Origin of the sequence: Bifidobacterium sp. ESL0798, from assembly GCF_029395415.1 — a bacterium.
Classification (GTDB): Bacteria; Actinomycetota; Actinomycetes; order Actinomycetales; family Bifidobacteriaceae; genus Bifidobacterium.
In genome coordinates this window covers 1610502-1632021 of record NZ_CP113914.1, presented here as the reverse complement: position 1 = coordinate 1632021, position 21520 = coordinate 1610502, and the positions used below count along the sequence as shown (strand labels likewise).

The window sequence follows — 21520 nt, the reverse complement described above, 5'->3', positions numbered from 1 at the left end:
CTACCAGAGGTTCTGCTACGATTTGATGAAAGGATGACATCGAGATATGGCCCAAAACCATATGCCGATGAGCATCGCTTTTGTTGGGATACATAAGAAAAAAGAGTAAGAAGGAAAAATATGGCAGGACTCATTTTCCTGATTGTCGTTCTGATTATCATCATTGGGCTGATTATCGCTGGTATTTTCGTGGTGCCGCAGCAGCAGGCCTACGTCATCGAACGTTTCGGCAAGTTCCTGAAGGTGCAATTGGCCGGTATTCATCTCAAGATTCCGTTCGTCGACCGCATCGCTACCAAGACCAATATGCGCGTCAACCAGCTGAACGTCAAACTCGAGACCAAAACGCTCGACAACGTCTTCGTCACCGTCGTCGCCTCCACGCAGTTCCGTGTCGATCCCAACAACGTGGCCACCGCCTACTACGAGCTGCGCGATCCGGCGGGCCAGCTGCGCAGCTATGTCGAGGATGCGTTGCGTAGCGCCATCCCCGCGCTCTCGCTCGATGACGCGTTCGCCAAGAAGGACGACGTCGCCGCCGACGTGCAGAAGACGGTGGGCGGCGAGATGGCGAAGTTCGGTTTCACCGTCGTCAAGACGCTGATCACCGCCATCGACCCGAGCCCCGCGGTCAAGACCGCGATGGATTCCATCAACGCCGCCCAGCGCGAGAAGGAAGCCACCCGCCAGCGTGCCGATGCCCAGCGCATCCAGATCGAGACGCAGGCCACCGCCGACGCCGAAAAGACCCGTCTGCAGGGTGAAGGCCAGGCCAATTACCGCCGTGAGATCGCCAACGGCATCGTCGACCAGATTAAGAGCCTGCAGGCCGTGGGCATGAACATCGCCGACGTCAACAACGTGGTGCTCTTCAACCAGTACCTCGACGTGATGCGCTCATTGAGCGAGTCGGGCAACGCCAAGACCGTTGTGCTTCCGGCGTCCACGCCCGGCGGCTACCAGCAGCTCTTCGACGAGGTCACCAAGGCCATGGTCACCTCCAACGAAACGAAATAAGACGGTTCGATTCCCGGATAAGCCGTTTCCCGGTGAGTGAGGAACGGATATCCGCTATACTGAGCAGTACCAGTCAAGGTGCCCGGAAAATCGAACAGCTTGACGCGACACAAAGACGTGTCAATTAGCTGGGCGGATTCCTCACTCACCCGAGGATCCGCCCAACATTATTTTCAATGGTTTCGTGCACTACTGCTGATAAACCGCGTGGAACTTGTTGCAAAAGTCCGTTTGCATGCAGCAATGGAGTAAATGGCGGGTCTGGCGCCGACAGGCTTCATATCAGTTGCAGACAGAGCCTGTTTGCCGGCATTAAATTCGAAAGACCGGCAATCAGTTTGCAAGGAATTCCGGCACGGATTCGGCCGCGTCAAGTCCCTTCTGATACATTGCTTCCAGCCCCTCCGAGTTCTTGCTCAGAGTATCCAAGCCGCATAGGTCGTCGGGAGCGAGGATCAGTACCTTGCCTTCTGCTGCTAGCTTTTCGGCGACCTGCATCTCCTCGTTATAGGTGCGATAGCGGTGCTTGAGCCGTTCGGCAGCGGCAGGGTAGGAGCGTTTCAGAAGCGCTGCGGGCGCGGCGTCCTTCTTCGCCTCGCGTATGAAGTCACGCTGGTGGGTGAGGATGAGCACGATACGGTCGTAGCCCTCGTTGATCGCCAGCTCAACGGGAATCGGATCGGCGATGCCTCCGTCGTAATAGGGGATACCGTCGATGACGTAGGGTTCGCAGGCCACCGGTACCGCGCTGGAGGCTTTCATGATGTCGTAATCGTCCTGATGCACATCGGATTTGTCGAAATAGCGAGCGTAGCCGTTGCGGGCGTCGCAGGCCACCACGGTGAACTGCGTGGGTGAGGCGGCGAAGGCGGGGTAATCGACCGGATATTCACCATCCGAGTTGGAAAGGGTGCCGTAGATATAGTCCAGGTTGGCGTAATTATGCAGCTTGATGAAGTTGTCCGCGCTCGCGTATTCCTTGCGGCTGGCATACTTCGTATAGAACGTGTACGTGCGTCCGCGTTGCCCGGAGATATAGGAGATCATGTTCGCACTGCCTGCGGATACGCCGTAGCATTTGTCGAATGTGAGCCTAAAGTCCATAAGCCGATCCATCACGCCTGCCCCGTAAATGGAACGGAAGCCTCCTCCGACATCGATCAAAGCGGTTTTCGTCATTTCTTTACCCTCCTTGAATACTCAGTCATTGTGTCGAGTGAATCGAGCATACGTCCGCCTTACGGACATTGTTTCGCCCTTGGCCGGAGAGTGCGCAAACGGTGATATGGTGACGAATTATCGCTGCAGGAAGGTCTTTGAGGCGGAAAGACGGGTTTGGAAACCAACCAATCAGGAATCGAGGCGTTTGGCGGCCAGGACGGCCATGCGCTCGCTGGTGTCCGAGTTTTCCAGGGTCACGCCGCCTTGGGCGTCGGAAGCGGCCAGTTCATGGGAGGCTTCGAGCAGGTCGTGCAGGTGGCGGACGGTGCCCTCGTTGCCGTCGATGATGGCGGTGGGGGCGGGGAGCAGCTCGCGGAAATAGTCGCGGTAGAAGACGAAATGCGTGCAGCCGAGTACTACGGAATCGATGGTATCGAGGTCATAGACGTCGAAATAGCGATGCAAGGTGGCCATGACCAGGTCGTGGTCCTCCAGCTGATCGTGCTCCACGATTTCCACGAGGTCGGGGCAGGGCTGACGGTAGATGGTGTTGTCGGCACTGAAACGGTGCATCAGCGCGGTGAATTTCTTTTCGCGAAGTGTCAACGGGGTGGCGGCGACGATGACGCGTTGCGGCAATCCGTGCCCGCGATCGCAGGCCACTTTCAGCGCCGGCTCCATGCTGATGATAGGCAGGTCGTAGGTCGCGCGCAGATCGTCGACGGCGGCCGAAGTGGCGGTGTTGCAGGCGATGACGATGGCCTTGACGCCCATGGCGATGAATCGTTCGACGATGGCGAAGGAAAGCCTGCGCACTTCTTCCGGTGTCTTGGTGCCGTAGGGGGCGTTGGCCGAATCACCGAAATAGATGATGTGTTCGTTGGGCATTTCCCTGCGGATTTCCCGTACCACCGAGATACCGCCCAGTCCCGAGTCGAACACGCCTATCGGAGCGTTTGATGCCATGTTGTCCTCTTTCGCCACGATGTTGAACCGTCTGATTGCAAGCTTAGTGATTTCGTTTTTGTATCCTACCGGTTTGAACGAACATGCACATGATAGTCGACCGGGTGAATCGTGGGAACGTTTGCGGCGATGGCATGAGGCCGGCTGCGCTCAATCCGCCTGAAGCGTTTGGCGCATGTCCATGAGGCCGGCAACGGGTAGACTGTCGGTTATGAGTCTTGCGCAATATGTCTATAAAGGCCACGGCACCGGCAACGATTTCGTCATCTACCTCGATCGCGAGGGCAGGTTCGAGCCGACCGACGAGGAGGTCCGCCATGTCTGCGATCGTCATTTCGGCATCGGTGCAGATGGGCTGATACGGCTGACAAAGCCGGAATATGTCAGTGACCTTTCGTCCGAGCAGATAGCGCTTTGCCGCCAAGACGGTGCGCAATGGTTCATGGACTATCGCAATGCCGACGGAACGCTGGCGGAGATGTGCGGCAACGGCACCCGGGTGACGACGCTGCTTGCCCAGCGTGCCGGCATTGCCGAGGCCCCAGGCGGGACTCCTTTCAGGCTGGGCACCCGGGCAGGGGCCAAAACGTTGCGCTCGCTGGGAACGCTTGCACCTTATGGCGATGACGTGTTCCAAGTGAGTCTGGGTGCCGGCAAAATCGGGTCATTGGATACTTACGAGGTCACCATTCCAGGCACTTCCGGCCAAGCCCTCGGCACGTTCGTGGATATGGGCAATCCCCACGTTGTCTCCGTTCTGGAGGACGGCAAGGCCACGCTGCCTGCCGTTGAGGATTTGAACCTTCGTCGTCAAGCCGACGGTCACTCCATCGATCAAGACCGACCAGAATGTCGAATTCGTACGAATCGATGCCTGCGACAAAGCTGCCGGTACGGGTCGTGCCACGATGCGTGTCAATGAGCGCGGATGCGGAGAGACGCTTTCCTGCGGTACGGGACTTGGCGCCACGTCGGTGACGTTGAGGGCGAAAACCGGGGTGAGCCATTGGGACATTTCCATCCGTGGAGGATTGGTGCATGTCGACGTCAGCGATGACGATGTGCTGCTTACCGGTGCCGCTGCAATCGTGGCGAAAGTGGAGCTGCTGTAAGCGGCATGGCCATTTCGGGAAAGAAAGATGCGGCGTAGGCAGGTGTAGGCAGCCACCGCACAACAAAAACCCGTACCAGCGTCTGGAAGACGGTAGTACGGGTTTCTTGTTATCAGAGTCAAAAGCCGGTCAGGCGAAAATGGCCGCGCCTTCCTTGACGAAGATAAGCGCGATGATGGCGAAGATCCACACGATGTCGACCATCCAGTCATAACGCATGCGATAGTAGGTGTTCAGTCCCTTACGCCAGCGCTTCCGTGGTATTTTCTGTACGGTTACCGTGGCGTGGGTCAACCCTATGAACATGACTGTCGTGGCGAACATCATGGTCATGCACCAAGGGCAGAGCGCCTTGATGACGAACATGGACTGGGTCATCAGCCAATATGCGTAGAGAATCGCGGTGACCCCGCCGATCCAGGCAGCTGCCGAGAACCAGTAGGGGAGCTTGACGTTGCAGGCGCCGACCACGGCGACGGTGACGAACACCGAATAGAAGCAGATGCCGAAGAACGCATTCGGGAAGCTCAGGCCACCGAACTTGATGATTTCGGCCTGCCATGATTCTGCGACGGTGGAGCAGGAAAGCACGGAGTTCACGTCGCAGCCCAACGCCTTGTTCGGGTTGCGGGCGAGCTTCAGGGTATCCGCGGCCAGCATCAGCGAGGCGAACAGGCCGATGCCCGCTCCCAGGCACATCACGCCGTAGTTCCAGATGGGTCCGTGGAAGAACCCTATGGGTTCGCGGTTGTCGCTGAATTCAGAGGGCAGCCGGCCGTTGGAATCTCCCGATGTTGTTTCCAAATCCTTCACGGCAGCTACGCTGTGTTTAGTCGACATGCATATCCCTGCTTTCTGTTCCCTAGCATTCCATCGGCTGTCGGGCTCATAGGCCTACGATAGGTCTATGACTAGCGACGAATATAACGATTGCGGTCCGGTTTCCGGCTGGGACCTTCATTGTCACACGGTATTTTCCGATGGTACCAAGACCCCTGCCGAACTTATCGACCTTGCATGCACAAGTGGGCTGCACGGTGTCGCAATCACTGACCATGATACCACTGCGGGTTGGCGTGAGGCTCAACAAGCCGCCGAAAGTCAAGGTTTCCCTTTGCTGCGTGGCAGCGAGATCACCGCGCAGGACGGACATGTCTCCGTTCACATGCTGGCCTATCAATACGATCCGGAGAACGAAGGCATCGTTGAGCTGTTCCGCTCGACGCGTCAGGCGCGCTTAGAACGTGCCAGGCGCATGGTCACGCGTTTGTCAAAGGATTTTCCCATCACCTGGGATGATGTGACGGCTCAAACCAAAAAGGGCGAGAACACGACGGTGGGCAGGCCCCATATGGCCGATGCGTTGGTGGCGGCGGGGTTCTACCGCACGCGTTCCGAGGCGTTTGCGGGAGCCATCTCGTCCTCCAGCAAATATTACATACCGACGCCTTCGCCCACGGCCTTGCGGGTCGTGCAGGTGGTGCGTCTGGCCGGGGGAGTGAGCGTTGTCGCCCATCCTTGCGATTACAGCCGCAACAGGGTCCTGCTTTCGAACGAGCAGATCGGCGCACTTGCCGATGCGGGGCTGGGAGGGCTTGAGGTGTGGCATCGCGGCAACGGAACCGAGGAGCGCGAACGTCTGTTGGGGCTCGCCCGTGAGCTTGGGCTGCTGGTGACCGGAGGTTCGGATTGGCATGGGGATGGCAAACCGAACAAGTTGGGGGAGAACCTGACGGCGGATGATGTCGTGGCCCAAATCGTGGAGCGTGGGGCCATCCCACTGGTCTCCTGAGTGACCACTTGACGCTGAGTGTCATCCCCTCCGTGCCATGGCCCGATTTCATTGGTGTGTCATAGTCACGAAACGGCTTGAAAGAAAAAATGCCCAGTTTGTGAGATGTAAAACAAAAACTGGGCTTTAGAGGATATATTATTCCACAGGCATAATTATACACCTGTGGCTGTTGTGTCTAGAGGGCTCCGAAGCCGACGGCGTGCTTGGTTTCCGATCCGACGATGGCATAGCCCAAAGCGCCGGCAGGCACCATGATATGGCGGTCTTTATCGTCGACCAGATCGATCGGCTCGCCTTTCGATACGGCGTTCGAGATGGCTTCGCTTACTTCTTCGGCGCTTTTGTCGGTCGTAAAATTGACCGGACGTGCCACGTTTTGGATTCCGATTTCGACATCCATGGGTTACCTCTTTCTTTAAGGAATGGTTCTCAGGTTTTATTGTGCCCGAAGGCTGGTCATTACGCTTCTGGCTAGGATTGCGCCGATTGTCCAATGGCAGGGGAACGACGGTTTGGGGGCCTTCGGTTTCCTGCCATTGTGAGACGGGCCGGTTTCGGTTCAGTCCGAAAGGCCGTTGGTTTTGGTGGCATCGGGGTTTTCGGTATGGTCTGAGTCGTCTGAGGCGTTGGAATCGTGGTTATCGGTCGGTAGTTCGCCGGACGGCGACGGGCTGCCAGCCTTGGTGTCATCATCCTTTGCTGTGTTCTTCCTGGCGGTGTCGGACTGTTCGACTGCATCGTCCAGTTCTTTGGCGATGTCGGATTCCGGTATCTCCCGCTCGCTGCGGCTATCCTGTGCCTTGATATTCGTTTTTGAGGCGGAACGTTCCCTTTGTGCCTTTTCCTCGGCTTCTTCAAGTCCCATCTGAGCGTCATGCAAGGCCTGCTGCTCCCGTTCGAGCAGAGGGATCAGAGCCGTTGGGGCGTCATGATTGACCTCGCCCGTCTCTGCCTTGCCGCCGTAGACGTCGTCCTCTTGCGAGTACTGGACGTGCCATGAGACCTTTTTCTCTCCGGTTTCGTCCTCGAGGTCTTCCGCTTCCGGTCCAGAATGGGTTTCGCTTTCGGGCTTTTCGGCTTCATCGTTGCTTGAACCGGAGCTCTTTTCTGCTTCGGTCAATATTATCGTGGCGGAGGACGAGGGGTTCGGCATGTTGGGATAAAGCGGTTTGGATTGCGCTGCCGGCTTCTTGTCGTCGGTGCGGTCGTCATCCTCGTCGTCAAATGTCTGCGGGCGTGCGGGCTTGAAATGTACCGGCCGGTCGGCTGTGCTGTCGTTGGCCTCCACAAGTTTGGTGACTTCTGCGGAACCGGTTTTGTCGCTCTCATCGTCTTCCTGCTCATAAGAACGCGGGCTTTTGCGCTCCTCCGCGGATGATGGGGCATCCTTTTTCGGCGATACTACGGCCGAGGCTGCGGTGGCGGCGCCTTTGGCCTTGTTGGCGACCACGGTCAGCTGATGCGCAAGATGCTCGACCTGCGCCTTGAACTGCAGGATCTTGGCATTGTCCGCGCGGGAAAGCGCCGCGATGAAATCGCCGACCTGTTGCATCTGCAGCCAAAGGTTGGCGCGAAGGAGAATGAGATCGTCGATTCGTGAGCCCATCATCGCGCCATAGGCGTTCATTAACGCATTGCGATGATCCTCATCCAATTTTGCGAACATCCAAGCCAGGTCTCGTGCAGGATCGTTGACTTGCATGTCTTGCCAGTTGCTCACTGCGGTGATGGTGGAATCGGAGAAGAGGAAGTCACCGTCCGCAAACCCTCCGTGGGTCAGGGTGGTGGAGAACGACCAGAGACCTTCGGTATCGATGATTCTGGCCCAGCTGGAGGTGATGGCAGGTGGCACGTGACCGGCCTGTTGCAGTCGTTTGATCCAACCGGTCAACTGGGTGCGAATCTGTCCGGTGGTGAACGCCGGGTATTTCGCCTCGGTGAGAAAATCGGTGCGTTGGCGGTGGATGGCTCCGATGGCGGTGCCGACGCTTGCCGCGTCCTGACAGGTCAGCAAATCAAGTCGACGTGCCTCCCCCTCGACGTGTGGTGCGACCAGCACCGAGTTTTTGCCGGTCCTGCTGCCTTTCCCGGCAGTACAGAACGCCAGCGCACGATCCAGCGTGAAGCCCAATCCGCTCATTTCATGGGATGTGGCGAGCACACCAGCCGCTTTGGCGCGTCCCGCAAGAAGTCTTTTACCTTTTGGTTCGCTGGAGACGAACACGTCGTATTGCCGCCCGGCGGTGTCCTGCACCACGGCGTACTCGATGCCGACATCATTGTCGGCCTTGTCGCTGCGGTTGTGCTCGCACACCCCGGCCATGGATGTCTCGGGCATGGCGGCTGAGGCGAGGGCCGCCAGCATAAACTTGCTTCGTAAAGTCACATCTACCAGATTAATACACCCCTATGTCCTTGGAGCCTGCTCGCTTTCAAGGAATTACAAGGCTATCGGGTATGGCTGGCAGAATGGCAGATATGAACACCAGTGATGCACGGACCTTGCTTCAAGGGCTAGACGACGCCCAACGTGAGGCCGCCACGGCCCTTGACGGACCGGTGCGTATCATCGCCGGCGCCGGTGCAGGCAAGACGCGCACCGTCACCCGGCGCATCGCCTATGCCTGCGCCAAAGGCGAGTGGGACGCGAGCCGGTCGCTCGCGGTGACGTTTTCGGTGAAGGCCGCCGATGAGATGAAGCAGCGACTGGCATCGCTTGGTGTGGGGAGCAAGGTCAGGGCGGCCACCTTCCATTCCGCCGCTCTGCACCAGCTGCGTAAGGTCTGGTATGACGTAAGTGCCGCCCCCTTCCCGCACGTCGTTGAGGACACCCAGGAAATCATCGCACGGGCGCTGAGACGGGCCACCGGATCCGACCAATACGACGACATAGCCAGACGCAATCTGCTTGCCGAAATCAACTGGGCCAAAGTCTCGCTGATCGCTCCGGAGGATTACGGGAGGGTGTGCGCAGCCACGCACAGGTTGCCTCCCGCCGGACTTGACCCGCAACGTTTCGCCGATGTCTACACGGCCTATGAGCAGGAAAAGACCTCGCGTGGCGAGATGGACTTCAACGACATCCTTTTGCTGGCCTGCCATGTCCTCGAGGCGTTCGAGGAGCCGGCCGCGTCGATTCGGCAATCTGTCGGCTGGCTTACCGTCGACGAATACCAGGATGTCTCGCCACTGCAGCACCGCCTGATGGACCTGTGGCTGGGAGGCAACCGCAACGTGTGCGTGGTCGGGGATCCTGCCCAGACGATTTATTCCTTTGCCGGCGCCTCGAGCCACGACCTGCTCAATTTCGCGGGGGAATTCGGAGAGCTCAACGCCGATATCAATCTCAATACCGATTACCGTTCCACGCCCCAGGTGGTCTCGATGGCCAATCGTGTCCTTTCCGCCGCGCCCGACCGCGACCAATATCTGCGTCTGGTTTCCGCTCGGGGCAAAGACGAGGGCATGCGTGTGGTCAAAACCGTCTACGAAAGCGACGTCGAGGAGGCGCAGGGTGTGGCTGGCCGCATTGCGCAGTTCATCGCTGCCAGCGCCAAACCGTCACAATGCGCGGTGCTCACGCGGCTCAACGCCCAGCAGCAGGTGGTCTGCAAGGCCCTGAAGGAGCGGGGAATCGCCTACCGGACCCGTCACGACGTCGGGGTATCGGGCACGGTCCTTCAAGACGATAACGAAAGCCGACGCGAGGCCATGGAGATTCTCGCCAGCAGACGTGAGCCGGGGGTCATGATCTCTTCGATTCATGCGGCAAAGGGCTTGGAGTTCAAGCATGTGTTCATCATCGGATGTTCGGAGGGGCTGCTGCCGTATGGTTCGTCCGCTCCGGGAGATGCTTTGGAGGAGGAGCGGCGGCTTTTCTATGTGGCCGTCACCCGTGCCGAGGACTCGCTGCACCTTTCCTACGCGCGCAGCAAGGACGGTGCTTCGACCTTCTCGCGTACCCCCAGCCGCTTCTGGTAGGTTGCGACGATTCGCTCAGCCCTGCGGTTTGTCGCTTTCGTCCGGTTTGTTGTCCTCGGCATTTCCGGTGGTGTCGTTGCCGTCATCCGGTTTCTGCGAATCATCAGGTTTCGATGAATCATCGTCCTTGCCGTCGTCATTGCTGCCGTCGGCATTTTCAGCGCTCGTCTCATCGTCGTCGCCTTGGGCGTTGAGCAGCTTTTCCAATTCGGCGTCCCAGTCAATGCCGGGTTTGGAAGATGCGGTAGCGCTGCCGTTGGCGGCGAACGTGCTGATGTTCGCGTCGGGATTCGTGGTATTGTCGGATTCCGACGTTTCGGTTTCGGCGGTTTCTGCGATTTCGGCCTTCCCTGCATCAACATCGGGCAACTTTGGCAACAGATCGGGATGCGACCATTTCTCGTCACGGGCCTTGTCGCCCTCTTGAGCGCCGATTTTCTCCCAGATGTCGGCCGCCTCACGCATGCGTTTGGGCCGTAGTTCCATGCCGAGCAGGCTTTCAAAGGTGCGTTCCGCCGGTCCGCCGACCGCACGTTCGCGGCGCACCATCTCACGCAACTGGTCGATATGCGGGATATGGGCCACGCCGGCCTTCCACGTCACCGCGTCGACCCAACCTTCGACCAGGGCCAGCAGCGTTTCAAGGCTTTCGAGCGCCTCTTTCTGCTCTGGGGTATCGGCGATGCCGACCTTCGTCAGATCCACGGCCCCGGAAATCGAATCGGGATCCATCGAGGTCGCGTCGCGCAACTGCTCTTCCATGGCGTCCAGATCGATGCTGATGCCGCGGGCGTACTTGCCGATCAGTGCCTCGAAGCGGGGCATGAGCCACGGCACATGGGCGAAGAGACGGGCGTGCGCCACTTCCTCGAGCGCCAGGAACGCCAGCACTTCGGCCTGGTCGATTTCCAGCGTCTTGGCGTATTCGATGGCGTTCTGCGCGATCAGTGCCCCGGCAGGGTTCTTCTGCAGAGCGATGCCTTGATCGAAGCTGCCGCGCACTTCATGCGAAAGCTGGCCTGCCGCGTGCCCGAGTTGCGTGGAGAAAGCCGTGTTGCCGAGAATCTTGATGAGATTGGCCGGATCCTTCATGTTGTCGGGAATCGGAACAGGAATCGGTCCGGCGAAGACACCGGCTATCTCGCCGTCGCCGAAGGCATCGCCGAAGCGTTCCGAGACGACGCTGGAAAGCGCGTCGCTCATGGATTGCTCGACCGGGCTGGCGAATTTTGCCCACGAATCGACCGTCGCGTTGACCCAATCGGCGCGGGTGAACACCTGTGGGTCGCCCGGAGCCGGGTCGATGTCGCTGGCAGTGTCGAGCCAAAGGTTCGCCTCGCTCATCGCCTTTCGCACGGCTTCGCCCTCACTTGCCGTGACGGTTTGCTCGCTGCCTTCGTCGTTGGCGATGGCCAAGGCCAGGGAGGTCGCCAGCTTCACGTTGACGGGTCCCTGCTCGGCGCTTTGCTGCATGTCGCCGACCGTGTTGAGGCCGCTGGTGGTGAACGCGTTCATCAGCGCCTTCACCTCGGCGGGCTTGGGCAGCTTGGTCGGATCCTGGCCGAGGAGCTGGTCTTTGACCGCGTCGGGCAGAGCACTCAGCTGCTGGAAGGCCATATCGCCCTGTATCTGACCGAAGCAGTCGATCAACCATTGGTGTATCGCGTTTTCGTCCATCGGTATCGTCCTTTATCTTGAAGTCCCGGCAATATAACGTCCGTATGCTGATTCCATATTATTGTCTTCCATGGTCTTATCGGCGTAATCTTCCGCTGGCGACGAGATTGCGGCAAAGTCGGGAATAGGTTGCGTTCCGGCGTCATTTCGTCGTTTTGCTTTGCGGCATTTTCCCCAAGGCACTGCGTCTGGGCAAGGCAGCATACTGGTGAGTTATGGCAGGCAGGAATCAGGATCAGCGGTTTTCGGGCGAGCAAACGCCGATATCACCGGTCGGCGAGGCTACGGTGGATTCGTCATCCCATGAAAGTGATGAGTTCAGCAGCATTATCAGCGCATACGGCACAGGCAATGGTTCTGCGGCAACGGCCGAAGGTTCGGGTGATGTCGATGGAAACCCTCTTTCTGATATAAGTGCCGAGAACGGGAAAATGGCCGTCGCGCAGCGCGGTCACCTGGGAATCCGGCAGCGTTTCACCGGTTATTGCTCGCGGCATTCGCTGCGGTATTTCGCGGGGTTGATTTGCGCGGTATTGTGTTTTCTGGTGCTGCTTCTGCCCAGCCCCTATGTCATCGAAACACCGGGCCCGACCCAGGATGTGCTGGGTGAATCGGCAGGCAAAGCGGTGATTGCCATCACCGGCGCGACCACGCACAAAAGCCGTGGCAAGCTGCTGTTGCTGACCGTCAATGCCCAGGGCGTTCCAGGCGCGCCGGCGCTCGGCATCCAGACCCTGATCGCATGGATCGACCCTCATCAGCAGGTCATGCCCAGCGAAGCCGTGTTCCCCGTTGGACAGAGTTCGCAGGAATACGAACAGACCTCGGCCAAGCAGATGACCGGCTCCCAGGACTCCGCCACCGTGGCGGCGCTCGCCTTCGCGAAGCAACACGGGATCGCAGGGGCCTCGCACGCCAAGGTGGAAATGCACGTCGACGACATCGGAGGTCCCTCGGCCGGCATGATGTATGCCTTGGGTGTCATCGACAAGCTCACCAGCATCGATGAGACCGGAGGCAAGACGATTGCAGGCACCGGCACCATCGACAAGCAGGGAAAAGTCGGCAAAATCGGCGGTATCCAGCTGAAAATGCTTGGCGCCAAACGCGACGGTGCCACCTACTTCCTCGCCCCCGCCAGCAATTGCGATGAGGTTGTCGGCCACGTGCCGCACGGCTTGCGCGACGTCAGGGTCTCGACGCTGGACGAGGCTTACCGCTCTTTGGTCGCCATCGGGCAAGGCAAGGCCGATGGCCTGCCACATTGCACGGCGAAGCGATGAAATACTATAGAAATGATGCAAATGTATAGCAGTTCCGCAATGTGGATGACACGCGACGTCATCGTGTGCGCTGTTCCATATGTTTGCTATATTGGAAGGGTGAATGAAACGGCATCAAAAAACGCTGAAGAGTTCGGTTTTCACCAAGGAGACATCGTACAGGAATGGCTGTGGGATGACGACGTGAGTGAATCCACTCGAGAGAAAATCATGGATTTGACCGGTCAGGATCTGGTCGACGAGGATTATGATTCTGCTGTCGACGGCGTCATCGTCTGGTGGCGCGACGGCGATGACGAGGACGCCTTGGCCGATACCATCATGGACGCACATGGGGTCATTGGTGAAGACGGACCGCTTTGGATTCTCACCCCCAAGCCGGGTCGTCCGGGCGCTCCCGCTTCCAATACGGTGCAGTCCGCTGCCAAGACCGCGGGCATGAACGCGGCCACGCCTTTGACGGTTTCCGAGGATTGGAACGGTATCCGTCTGCGGGCCTTCGGCAAAGGTCGCTGAACAGCGGTTTAGCATATATCGCGTTTTATCAAATAAAATTTGAGTATATTCGAAAGTCTTCACTGACATCTCGTTGGTGAAGACTTTCATTTTCTGTGTACGTAGTTGATTTTGAGCTATCGCATGTATTGCATATTGATAGACGATGACTAACGTAGATGATGACTAACGTGAAATCCCCACCAGTGACGAACCAGTGGGGATTATTGGGTTTCAACTGCGGCTTAGAGCCCCGGATACAGCGGGAAATCTTCGGTGAGCTTGGTGACACGGGCGTGCAGCGCCTCCACGTCTGCGTCCTTGCCGGCGGCGAGGGCGGTGCCGATGATATCGGCGACCTCCTCATACTGCGGGGCGGCGAATCCCCGGGTTGCCAGAGCCGAGGTTCCGATGCGCAGGCCGGACGCCACGGAAGCCGGACGCGGGTCGAAGGGCACGGTGTTGCGGTTGACGGTGATGCCGCATTGCGCGAGCAGGTTTTCGCCGGTCAGCCCGTCCATCTCGCTATGACGCAGATCGACCATCACCAGATGCACGTCGGTGCCGCCGGTCAGCACAGTGATGCCCTGAGCCTTGACATCATCGGCGTTCAGACGGTCGGCGAGGATCTTGGCGCCCTCGAGCGTGCGTTCCATGCGATGCTTGAAAGCCTCGGTGCCGGCGACCTTGAAGGCCACGGCTTTGGCGGCGATGATGTGCATCAACGGTCCGCCCTGCTGGCCCGGGAAAACGGCGGAGTTGATCTTCTTGCCGTATTCCTTCTTGGCCAGAATGAAGCCGGAACGTGGCCCGCCCAGCGTCTTGTGCGCGGTCGAGGAGACGACGTCTGCGTAGGGGACAGGGCTTGGGTGCAGCCCGGCGGCCACCATGCCGGCGAAGTGGGCCATATCGACCCAGAATTTCGCGCCCACCTCGTCGGCGATTTCCTTCATCGCCTTGAAGTCCTCGATGCGCGGGTAGGCGCTCCAGCCGCCGATGATCAGCTGCGGGTGGACCTCGAGCGCGCGCTGGCGAATGATTTCGGGGTCGATCAGGAAGGTGTCAGGGTTCACACCGTAGGATTCGGCGTGGTAGAACTTGCCGGAGAAGTTCATCTTGGTGCCGTGGGTCAGGTGGCCGCCATGGTCGAGTGCCAGGCCCAGCACGGTGTCGCCTGGCTTGATGAGGGCCTGATAGACGGCGGCGTTGGCCTGTGCGCCGGAATGAGGCTGTACGTTGGCGAACTCCGCTCCGAACAGCTCCTTGGCACGGTTACGGGCCAGCGTCTCGATGCCGTCGACGAACTCGCAGCCGCCGTAGTAACGGCGTCCGGGGTAGCCTTCCGCGTACTTGTTGGTCAGAATGGAGCCCTGCGCGTCGAGCACGGCGCGGGGCACGAAGTTTTCGGAGGCGATCATCTCAAGGCCGTTCTGCTGACGCTTGAGCTCATCGTTGATCAGCGACGAGATTTCGGGGTCCGCAATCGCGATGGGCGCATTGAACGCGTCCGACGAACTCTGCGCAACTGCAGGGTTGGATGTGTCGGCTTTATATGGTTCAGCCATTTTGAACTCCTTTTTCATACTCGTCGGCTGCCGGGAATGCGGCAGGTTGGTCCCGCTTCGCCGTCCTTTAATAAAGGAATGGATTCTACGGATTGTGCAGTCAAATGCATTTTGTCTTATTGCTGCACAAAAAATTATTATGCCAGAAAAGCGCGGGAACATGCCCTGTCTGTCCTTTTTATGGACAACCCGGTATTGCAAGAATTGATAATCCGTTATATGCGGGAATGCCTGAATGCGTTATCGATAAAACGGTGAGAAGGAAAAGTGGGCGATGAGGGATTCGAACCCCCGACATCCACCGTGTAAAGGTGGCGCTCTAACCAACTGAGCTAATCGCCCGTCAACCTTGTCTAGCTTAGCGCAACCGTTGCCCAGCGGGGTGTCGGCGGATTGGCGTGCCGTGCTGTTGGCGGCGAATAATGGTAATTACGCTTAAGATTGTATATTATAATAGAAGTCATTCAGACATGATATTTTAGATAAAGTGTAATCGGTTGATGTGGTCAAGACCGGCGAAAGCTTTTTACAGGGAGAAGCTGGTGGCGAATAAAGGCAACAGATGGGTCGGCAAGCATTATGAATTGCTGACGGAAATCGGGCACGGTGGCATGTCCACCGTGTATTTGGCACTTGATGCCACGCTGCATAAGCAGTGGGCCGTCAAGGAGATTCGCCATATCCCGGACAAGGAACAGCGCAAGTTCATCATCGACGGCCTGATCAGCGAAGCTAACCTCATCAAGACCTTCGACCATCCCGCCATTCCCCGTATCGTCGATCTGATCGAAGAAAACGGCAGTCTTTATATCGTCATGGACTATATCGAAGGCGAAACGCTTTCCGCGTTGGTTGCCAAGGAAGGCGCGCAAAGCGAGGAGCGAGTGACCGCGTGGGGCATCCAGTTATGCGACGCCCTCGATTATCTGCACCAGCGCATCCCGCCAATCGTTTACCGTGATATGAAACCCTCGAACGTCATGGTGACCCCGGAAGGTGCCGTCCGCATCATCGATTTCGGCATCGCCTGCGAAATGCCGCCGAAACGTGGTGACCTGCCCAAAGACTATGAAGCAAGAATGGGCACGCCGGGTTACGCCGCTCCCGAGCAGTACGACGAGTTCGGCCGCTGCGATGCTCGTACCGATGTCTACGGCTTGGGTGCGTTGCTCTATGTCTTGCTTACCGGCAAGCCGATCGAAAACGAACCTTACAAGGCGGCTCCGTTACGTCAGGTTCTGCCGTCGGCTTCCGTGGGCCTGGAACGTGTGCTGAGCAAGGCCATGCAGCACGATCCGGATCAGCGATATCAGGATTGCGCGCAATTCGCCTACGACCTTGAGCATTATTCCGATAGGGACACGAAACGACGCAAGACCATGCAGATGAAATGGCGTGCGTTCTGTGTGTTGTGTGTGGCGAGTGTTGTCGCTTTGGTATCAGGCGGTGCCACGATGGCGGCTGGGGCGGTCAATGCGAATTCGAATTATGACCTGCAGATGAGCCTGGCCGCACAGTCGACGGACAATAATGACGCCGATGCGCATTACGTCACGGCCGCGAATATCAGACCAAGTGCGATAGACCCGTATGAGGGGTTGATCAAGCGTTATGAATCCGACGGGGTGTTCAGCGCTTCCGAGGAACACCAGTTGCAGCAATCGCTCGACGATCATTCTGACGTTCTACAGAAGCAGGGCGAGAATTGGGGGCGTCTTTGCTTCGATGTGGGCAAACTCTATTGGTACTACTATTCGGTTGATCCTTCGAAGAGTCCCGACGTGGGAAGCGACTCCACCGCTCAATCGCAGTATCTGCGTATCACCGCTGCCTCACACTGGATGAACGTAGCGAGCAGCACGAATTTCCGGGATCAGAAGCTGGCCAAGCTTTATGCCACTATCGCCGATTTCAATACCTCGATAGTCCCGTTGATCAACGAGGGTTCGGACGCCGGAAAGTATGCGCCGTATTTCAAGAATCTGAACTCGCTCATGCACATGATGCAGACGAGCAACAACGATGTCATGAAGCTTTCGACCGTCAACACCGTGCTTGAGGCGTTGCGTACCTATCCGCGCAAATTCCGTGCCGACGGCGTTAGCCAGGACCAATTGAACAAGGCCATCGACGTGGCGCAGAATCTTTCGCAAGGCGTCGATCCTACGACGGCCAAGTTGCGGCAGGCGAAGGACCAGGCGACCGGCTCCATCGCCCCTGCCAGGCAGGCGGTGGCCGAGGCGTTCGTGGATATCGCAGGAACCAATGATGCAGGCGGTGCCGCCAATAACGGCGGGAAGGAGACCAGGCTATGAGTTCGGGATTCAAGATTACCGCTGTTGTGCTGTTCTCGCTGGCCGTGGTCTGCGCCATCGTGGCCGTCATTTTGTATTTCGCTTGGAACATCAGAGCCATCCGTGACACATTGACCGGCAAGACCGCAGAACGCCGCATCGCCGAGCTTCGCCGCGAAAGCGGTCGTTGGAAGGTAGATTCCAGGCGCTCTGAGGTGCAGGAGAAGGAGACGCCTTGGCGTGCCGACCAGATCCAGATACACGGCGGTTCTGATTCGGAGCCGTTGGGCGACAGTTCATCTTTCGTTGGGGATTCGATATCTGCACAGTCTTCTGCTGGGTCAGAGGATGAGGAAAACGCGGGAACCACATTGCTGGGTCAGAGTCGGCAAGCCGACGGTGCCGAGGCGGATGGAGAAGAAGGGCTTTCAACCACCCTGCTTGGTCGGGACCGACAGGTCGGCGTTGACGACGAAGAAGGCGCGACCACCCTGTTGAAGGGTTCGAGCAAGGGCAAGCCCGTTGCCTCGCATAAGGCGGCTGAGATTGAGGATGAGGATGAACCCTCGACAACCTTGCTTGGCGGTGCCTCTTCCGGTTCTTCGGAGGGCGATGATGAGGAGTTTTCTACAACGTTGCTTGGTGGCGCTTCGAAGCATTCGGCAGATGGCGGCGATGAAGAGCCCTCAACGACCTTGCTTCGTGGAAGCAAGCCGAAAGGTGGCGGTCGACGATGACGGGGACTTGTGGGGTAGCGCTTTCGCCTGGTTGCTTTGGCGGATGGCTGCTTAGTTTTAGGTTTTGCAATTTGTTGGTTTTGGGCGGGCCTGAGTGGTTTTGGTCTGACCGATTAATTGAAAGGAAAAGAAGATGAGGTTTTCAAGGAAAGGCGTGCGCAGGTCGTTGGCGGCCTGTGCGGCGGGCGTAGCTGCGGTGGCGATGTTGGTGCCGGGTTCGGCGAATGCCGTGGAGACGCGGGGCAATTGCGTGGTGGGCACAAGCACTATCGCCCAGTGCTTCCCGGACGCACAGCTGGCACAAGATGTAGCTGCCAAGGGTGGAGTCGCGGTTGGCGATGTGTTTACCCAGCATATCGTTGACACGGTCACTGAGATAGGTGGTTTTTATCGCTCTTTGGAAGGTGCCCAGTATCTTACTAATCTGGCCACTATTAATTCTAGGAGCAGCGGTGTTACTGATCTGTCTCCTTTGTCGGGACTCAGACATTTGACAAAAATTACTTTTGAGCATTCTCCGATTACTGACTTATCTCCGCTGGCCGGCATGGCGCAATTGCGCAGGCTGGACTTTGACTATAGTGGAATCTCTGATCTCACTCCGCTTAGCGGGCTCACCAATCTTGAGGCGCTGCGTCTGGACCGTAATGATGTCACCGATATCACGCCATTGTCCGGTTTGACGAAGCTTCGGTTTATACATGCTTGGGAGAATCATATCAGTGATCTTCGGCCTTTGAAGGGGGTTGCGGCGCAACTGAGTTGGGATGATCCCGATACTGGTCCTGACTCTCGAATCCTCTTGCCAGCCAGTTTGCATCCTCCACTCCTTCGGCGACGTGGCTTCAGGCTCCTAGGGGTTTAACGGCGAGTATATCGAACCTCAGGAAATTACTCCTAGTTCCGGTACATTCAATCCTGTCACCGGTGTGGTGAGCTGGTCTGGGCTTAACGAAGGCGATGAAATCAGCATCGAAGCTGGCTATCATTTTCCTAATGATCCCTACTCAGATCCTTCTATTCATGCTTATTTTTATTCTGCTTCGGGGACGTACTCTACTTCAGGCCCAGCCGTTCCGCAGGCTCCTGCCTCTGCTCAGCAGCCAGGTTCCGTGAATGGGCCTAGTCCGGTTCCCGTGAATGCAAAGCCTGCGGATTCTAAGAAGCCACAGGCTGCGGCTGCGAAGGCTCCGGTGGCTCTGGCCGAGACGGGTGCCGGCGTTTTGGGCGTGTCCGGTGTTGCGCTGTTGCTGTTGTCGGCCGGTATTGGCCTCTTGCTGGTTCGTCGTCGGGTGTGAGTCGGCTTTCATTTCTGATGGTGTGAACTGATTGCGTCTTTTGACAATAAGGCGCAATCAGAGCTCTTGGAATTTGTATCTGTTTAAAACCAATAAAACTGGGGATTGATGATGAAAAGAAAATACACGCGTACAAAAGGTAAGCGTCGTCTGCTGCTCGTTGCTGTCGTCTTTGCCGCTTTAGGCATGGCAATGCCAGCTGTTGCGTCAGCTGTTGGGAACGCCGACCAAGCGAGTAGTGACACTCAGAATCAATCAGGAACTGCCAATATTCAGCATGAAACCAAGAGCGCACAACAAGCAACAAGTAATGACAATCAGGGTGGTTCTTCCATATCGAATAGAGATCAGCCGATCGATCTTGGAACATACAAACTGGCTCCATATAATACGGGTCTGAATGATCAGCCTGATTTGAGGAAGTGCATCAGCATCCAGACGCATAACGGGCAGGGCGATGATGCCAAGGATGCCTATGTGTCAGGTAATTGGAAGGTAAACGAGCAGGATTCGAGCCACTTGCGGGTCTGGCGGGCTCAAAATGACACGCTGAAGGTTCAGGTGAAAAAGGAGATGTACCGGAATACTGTACTGCAGGTTCTCTTAAGGTGTCCAATAATCCATCTGATTTTCAACCAAGCAGTTCGTCGCAACCAGCACAATCTACTGATTTAAGTGAAACTTCGATAAGTCCTGAGAATTCCGCGGTTTTCATTCAACTTGGTGCTCCTATATCTATCAAGGTAAATGAGTCGTCATCCTTTGAATTCAATGCAGGCGAGATTGTTGTGATTCCGGTTCAGCAGGATACGGCAAAGCCTCAGTCCCCTTCTATTCTTCAGCAGAATGGTTTGGTGTATGCAGGTGATAATGATGCTACGGTTGATTTATCTCATTTGAAAGACGATGTACCGTCATCGAGCAATTTCGGTATAGTGATTAGGCTTCATGCCCCTGATAATGCTACCAGTTCTGATTCTGGCTCTGCAAATTTTCAGTGACCTATCCTCCCAATTCCAATGATGTTTCTGGGGCCATCCAAGCCGTCTCATGCCAAATCAAAGAAGACCCTGACTGCTATCAGTTTGAATTGAATGGGGCTGAGTTCGTGAAGATGGGATATCATTTTTCCACAATCTCAGGTGATAAAAGGCCAACCCTCATCATTGATCTTTCCAAATTGAAAATTTCATCAATTGACCGTGTAGGCAATAAAAGCGATTCAGTTTCTTTAAGTCAGCTTGCGCCTTTTTCCACAATGAATATAACGCACTGGAAACTGTACCAAATCCCGAATGGATCGGAATTATCGCAGAAAATATTTATTTCTGTAGGCGACGAGTCCTCTCCAGATTCACCGCCATATTGTGAGTTGAACCGGGAAGGGAAATGCTCCAATGGGCAAGATAAAGATAGCATCATTGCAAAAACGCAGAAAGCGAAAGTCTCTGTAAAATTCGATGAACAGCTTGATACTCAAACTTTTGCGAATCTTCCGATCCTACTTTGTCATATGAATATATTCACAATAATCAAACTGTTAAGTTTCCGACTCAGCCCATAGCGTTATGTTCTGACTCTGACTGCAAAACTTTTGTAGGGCAAATCGATTCTCTCCCCCTGAATGAAGGGGAATATAAATCTCTTCACCTTGTTATTGGAGTTAAATTGGGGAGTGAAACTGTTCCAATCCCGTTGACGACGGTCAATGTCTTGGTTGATGGTAGCGCTCCGACAATCAGCATGTCGAGAATAATCAACAATCCGGCTCAATCCAAGAATGATTTTACGCTTGATGGAGTCGAAGGTCTGGCGACCGATCCAAATGGCAAAGACAAAGCAGTAACGGCGCAGCTGCAGATTAATGTTTGCGATTTGCTTGGAACGTCATCAGGGAAGTGCCCCGTTTCTTCTTCTCCTCCGAATCATTACGATGCAGACGGAACTTCAGGTATTGATTGGAGTGCGGCACCAAAGGGTAAGCCAGCTAAAATAGAATTCAAGTTCAAGCGTTATAAGAATTATGCCGCTCTTAACAACAGGCTGGAAAACAGACCGGTGAATTCCGATGACGTTGAGAAAGGGGATCTGGATATTGCCGCCTTGCTTCCTGCCTCGTCAAAAAGCGGCTATTCCAAC

The 21520-nt window shown here is 56.6% G+C and carries 18 protein-coding genes, 1 tRNA gene and 1 pseudogene; 12 read left to right on the top strand and 8 right to left on the bottom strand.

Annotated elements, in window-relative coordinates; genetic code table 11:
• Positions 1-120 precede the first annotated feature (120 nt).
• Positions 121-1017: an SPFH domain-containing protein gene (locus OZX74_RS06875; RefSeq protein ID WP_277156205.1), complete on the top strand. Its 897-nt coding sequence runs from the start codon at positions 121-123 to the stop codon at positions 1015-1017.
• 333 nt (positions 1018-1350) lie between these two features.
• Here the strand turns inward: OZX74_RS06875 and OZX74_RS06870 are convergent, their stop codons facing one another.
• Entirely contained in the window at positions 1351-2196 is an 846-nt protein-coding gene (locus tag OZX74_RS06870; protein WP_277156204.1) for a patatin family protein, read from the bottom strand.
• A gap of 171 nt (positions 2197-2367) precedes the next feature.
• A complete protein-coding gene (gene murI / locus OZX74_RS06865) occupies positions 2368-3144 on the bottom strand; it encodes a glutamate racemase (RefSeq protein ID WP_277156203.1) in 777 nt (258 codons plus the stop codon).
• A 211-nt stretch (positions 3145-3355) separates the two neighbouring features.
• Between murI and dapF the strand changes: the two are divergent.
• Positions 3356-4256 (top strand): annotated as a pseudogene (dapF, locus tag OZX74_RS06860) (diaminopimelate epimerase).
• A gap of 129 nt (positions 4257-4385) precedes the next feature.
• On the opposite strand, the gene OZX74_RS06855 reads toward dapF, so the two are convergent.
• Complete coding sequence (locus OZX74_RS06855) at positions 4386-4955, bottom strand: vitamin K epoxide reductase family protein (RefSeq protein WP_277157451.1); 570 nt, start codon at positions 4953-4955, stop codon at positions 4386-4388.
• A 208-nt stretch (positions 4956-5163) separates the two neighbouring features.
• On the opposite strand from OZX74_RS06855, the gene OZX74_RS06850 reads away from it, so the two are divergent.
• Positions 5164-6048: a PHP domain-containing protein gene (locus OZX74_RS06850; RefSeq protein WP_277156202.1), complete on the top strand. Its 885-nt coding sequence runs from the start codon at positions 5164-5166 to the stop codon at positions 6046-6048.
• Between the two features lie 178 nt (positions 6049-6226).
• Here OZX74_RS06850 and OZX74_RS06845 read toward each other — a convergent pair whose 3' ends face one another.
• The gene (locus OZX74_RS06845; RefSeq protein WP_277156201.1) at positions 6227-6451 is read right to left on the bottom strand and encodes a DUF3107 domain-containing protein; all 225 of its coding nucleotides are present in this window, start codon (positions 6449-6451) and stop codon (positions 6227-6229) included.
• 159 nt (positions 6452-6610) lie between these two features.
• Positions 6611-8416 (bottom strand): phosphotransferase, encoded by a 1806-nt coding sequence (locus OZX74_RS06840; RefSeq protein ID WP_277156200.1) that lies wholly within the window; start codon positions 8414-8416, stop codon positions 6611-6613.
• A 104-nt stretch (positions 8417-8520) separates the two neighbouring features.
• On the opposite strand from OZX74_RS06840, the gene OZX74_RS06835 reads away from it, so the two are divergent.
• Positions 8521-10032, top strand: a complete 1512-nt coding sequence (locus OZX74_RS06835; RefSeq protein WP_277156199.1) for an ATP-dependent helicase — start codon at positions 8521-8523, stop codon at positions 10030-10032.
• 15 nt (positions 10033-10047) lie between these two features.
• On the opposite strand, the gene OZX74_RS06830 is transcribed toward OZX74_RS06835, so the two are convergent.
• Positions 10048-11709 carry a zinc-dependent metalloprotease gene (locus tag OZX74_RS06830; protein WP_277156198.1) on the bottom strand — a complete coding sequence of 554 codons (1662 nt, stop codon included), beginning with the start codon at positions 11707-11709 and terminating at the stop codon, positions 10048-10050.
• Between the two features lie 215 nt (positions 11710-11924).
• On the opposite strand from OZX74_RS06830, the gene OZX74_RS06825 reads away from it, so the two are divergent.
• On the top strand, positions 11925-12992 hold the full coding sequence (locus OZX74_RS06825; RefSeq protein WP_277156197.1) for a S16 family serine protease: 1068 nt from the start codon (positions 11925-11927) through the stop codon (positions 12990-12992).
• 99 nt (positions 12993-13091) lie between these two features.
• Positions 13092-13508, top strand: coding sequence for a DUF3052 domain-containing protein (locus OZX74_RS06820; protein WP_277156196.1), 417 nt, complete (start codon positions 13092-13094; stop codon positions 13506-13508).
• 224 nt (positions 13509-13732) lie between these two features.
• Here the strand turns inward: OZX74_RS06820 and glyA are convergent, their stop codons facing one another.
• Both glyA and OZX74_RS06810 read right to left on the bottom strand, forming a co-directional pair.
• Positions 13733-15052 carry a serine hydroxymethyltransferase gene (gene glyA, locus OZX74_RS06815; RefSeq protein WP_277156195.1) on the bottom strand — a complete coding sequence of 440 codons (1320 nt, stop codon included), beginning with the start codon at positions 15050-15052 and terminating at the stop codon, positions 13733-13735.
• Positions 15053-15320: 268 nt separating this feature from the next.
• A tRNA-Val gene (locus tag OZX74_RS06810) sits at positions 15321-15394 on the bottom strand.
• Between the two features lie 200 nt (positions 15395-15594).
• Between OZX74_RS06810 and OZX74_RS06805 the strand changes: the two genes are divergently transcribed.
• The 6 genes from OZX74_RS06805 (at position 15595) to OZX74_RS06780 (ending at position 20945) form a co-directional block, all read left to right on the top strand.
• Positions 15595-17367, top strand: coding sequence for a serine/threonine-protein kinase (locus OZX74_RS06805; protein ID WP_277156194.1), 1773 nt, complete (start codon positions 15595-15597; stop codon positions 17365-17367).
• Positions 17364-18083, top strand: a complete 720-nt coding sequence (locus OZX74_RS06800; RefSeq protein ID WP_277156193.1) for a hypothetical protein — start codon at positions 17364-17366, stop codon at positions 18081-18083. The genes OZX74_RS06805 and OZX74_RS06800 overlap by 4 nt, the downstream gene beginning before the upstream one ends.
• A 133-nt stretch (positions 18084-18216) precedes the next feature.
• Positions 18217-18948: a leucine-rich repeat domain-containing protein gene (locus tag OZX74_RS06795; protein ID WP_277156192.1), complete on the top strand. Its 732-nt coding sequence runs from the start codon at positions 18217-18219 to the stop codon at positions 18946-18948.
• A gap of 247 nt (positions 18949-19195) precedes the next feature.
• A complete protein-coding gene (locus tag OZX74_RS06790) occupies positions 19196-19381 on the top strand; it encodes a hypothetical protein (protein ID WP_277156191.1) in 186 nt (61 codons plus the stop codon).
• A 108-nt stretch (positions 19382-19489) separates the two neighbouring features.
• Positions 19490-20056 (top strand): hypothetical protein, encoded by a 567-nt coding sequence (locus OZX74_RS06785; RefSeq protein ID WP_277156190.1) that lies wholly within the window; start codon positions 19490-19492, stop codon positions 20054-20056.
• Between the two features lie 322 nt (positions 20057-20378).
• Entirely contained in the window at positions 20379-20945 is a 567-nt protein-coding gene (locus OZX74_RS06780) for a hypothetical protein (protein ID WP_277156189.1), read from the top strand.
• Positions 20946-21520 lie beyond the last annotated feature (575 nt).

What these genes read in the sequence shown, in the direction of transcription:
- OZX74_RS06875 (WP_277156205.1), top strand. Translation starts at nt 121, where the DNA reads ATGGCAGGACTCATTTTCCTGATTGTCGTTCTGATTATCATCATTGGG.
- OZX74_RS06870 (WP_277156204.1), bottom strand. Translation starts at nt 2,196, where the DNA reads ATGACGAAAACCGCTTTGATCGATGTCGGAGGAGGCTTCCGTTCCATT.
- murI (WP_277156203.1), bottom strand. Translation starts at nt 3,144, where the DNA reads ATGGCATCAAACGCTCCGATAGGCGTGTTCGACTCGGGACTGGGCGGT.
- OZX74_RS06855 (WP_277157451.1), bottom strand. Translation starts at nt 4,955, where the DNA reads ATGTGCCTGGGAGCGGGCATCGGCCTGTTCGCCTCGCTGATGCTGGCC.
- OZX74_RS06850 (WP_277156202.1), top strand. Translation starts at nt 5,164, where the DNA reads ATGACTAGCGACGAATATAACGATTGCGGTCCGGTTTCCGGCTGGGAC.
- OZX74_RS06845 (WP_277156201.1), bottom strand. Translation starts at nt 6,451, where the DNA reads ATGGATGTCGAAATCGGAATCCAAAACGTGGCACGTCCGGTCAATTTT.
- OZX74_RS06840 (WP_277156200.1), bottom strand. Translation starts at nt 8,416, where the DNA reads ATGCTGGCGGCCCTCGCCTCAGCCGCCATGCCCGAGACATCCATGGCC.
- OZX74_RS06835 (WP_277156199.1), top strand. Translation starts at nt 8,521, where the DNA reads ATGGCAGATATGAACACCAGTGATGCACGGACCTTGCTTCAAGGGCTA.
- OZX74_RS06830 (WP_277156198.1), bottom strand. Translation starts at nt 11,709, where the DNA reads ATGGACGAAAACGCGATACACCAATGGTTGATCGACTGCTTCGGTCAG.
- OZX74_RS06825 (WP_277156197.1), top strand. Translation starts at nt 11,925, where the DNA reads ATGGCAGGCAGGAATCAGGATCAGCGGTTTTCGGGCGAGCAAACGCCG.
- glyA (WP_277156195.1), bottom strand. Translation starts at nt 15,052, where the DNA reads ATGGCTGAACCATATAAAGCCGACACATCCAACCCTGCAGTTGCGCAG.
- OZX74_RS06800 (WP_277156193.1), top strand. Translation starts at nt 17,364, where the DNA reads ATGAGTTCGGGATTCAAGATTACCGCTGTTGTGCTGTTCTCGCTGGCC.
- OZX74_RS06795 (WP_277156192.1), top strand. Translation starts at nt 18,217, where the DNA reads ATGAGGTTTTCAAGGAAAGGCGTGCGCAGGTCGTTGGCGGCCTGTGCG.
- OZX74_RS06785 (WP_277156190.1), top strand. Translation starts at nt 19,490, where the DNA reads ATGATGAAAAGAAAATACACGCGTACAAAAGGTAAGCGTCGTCTGCTG.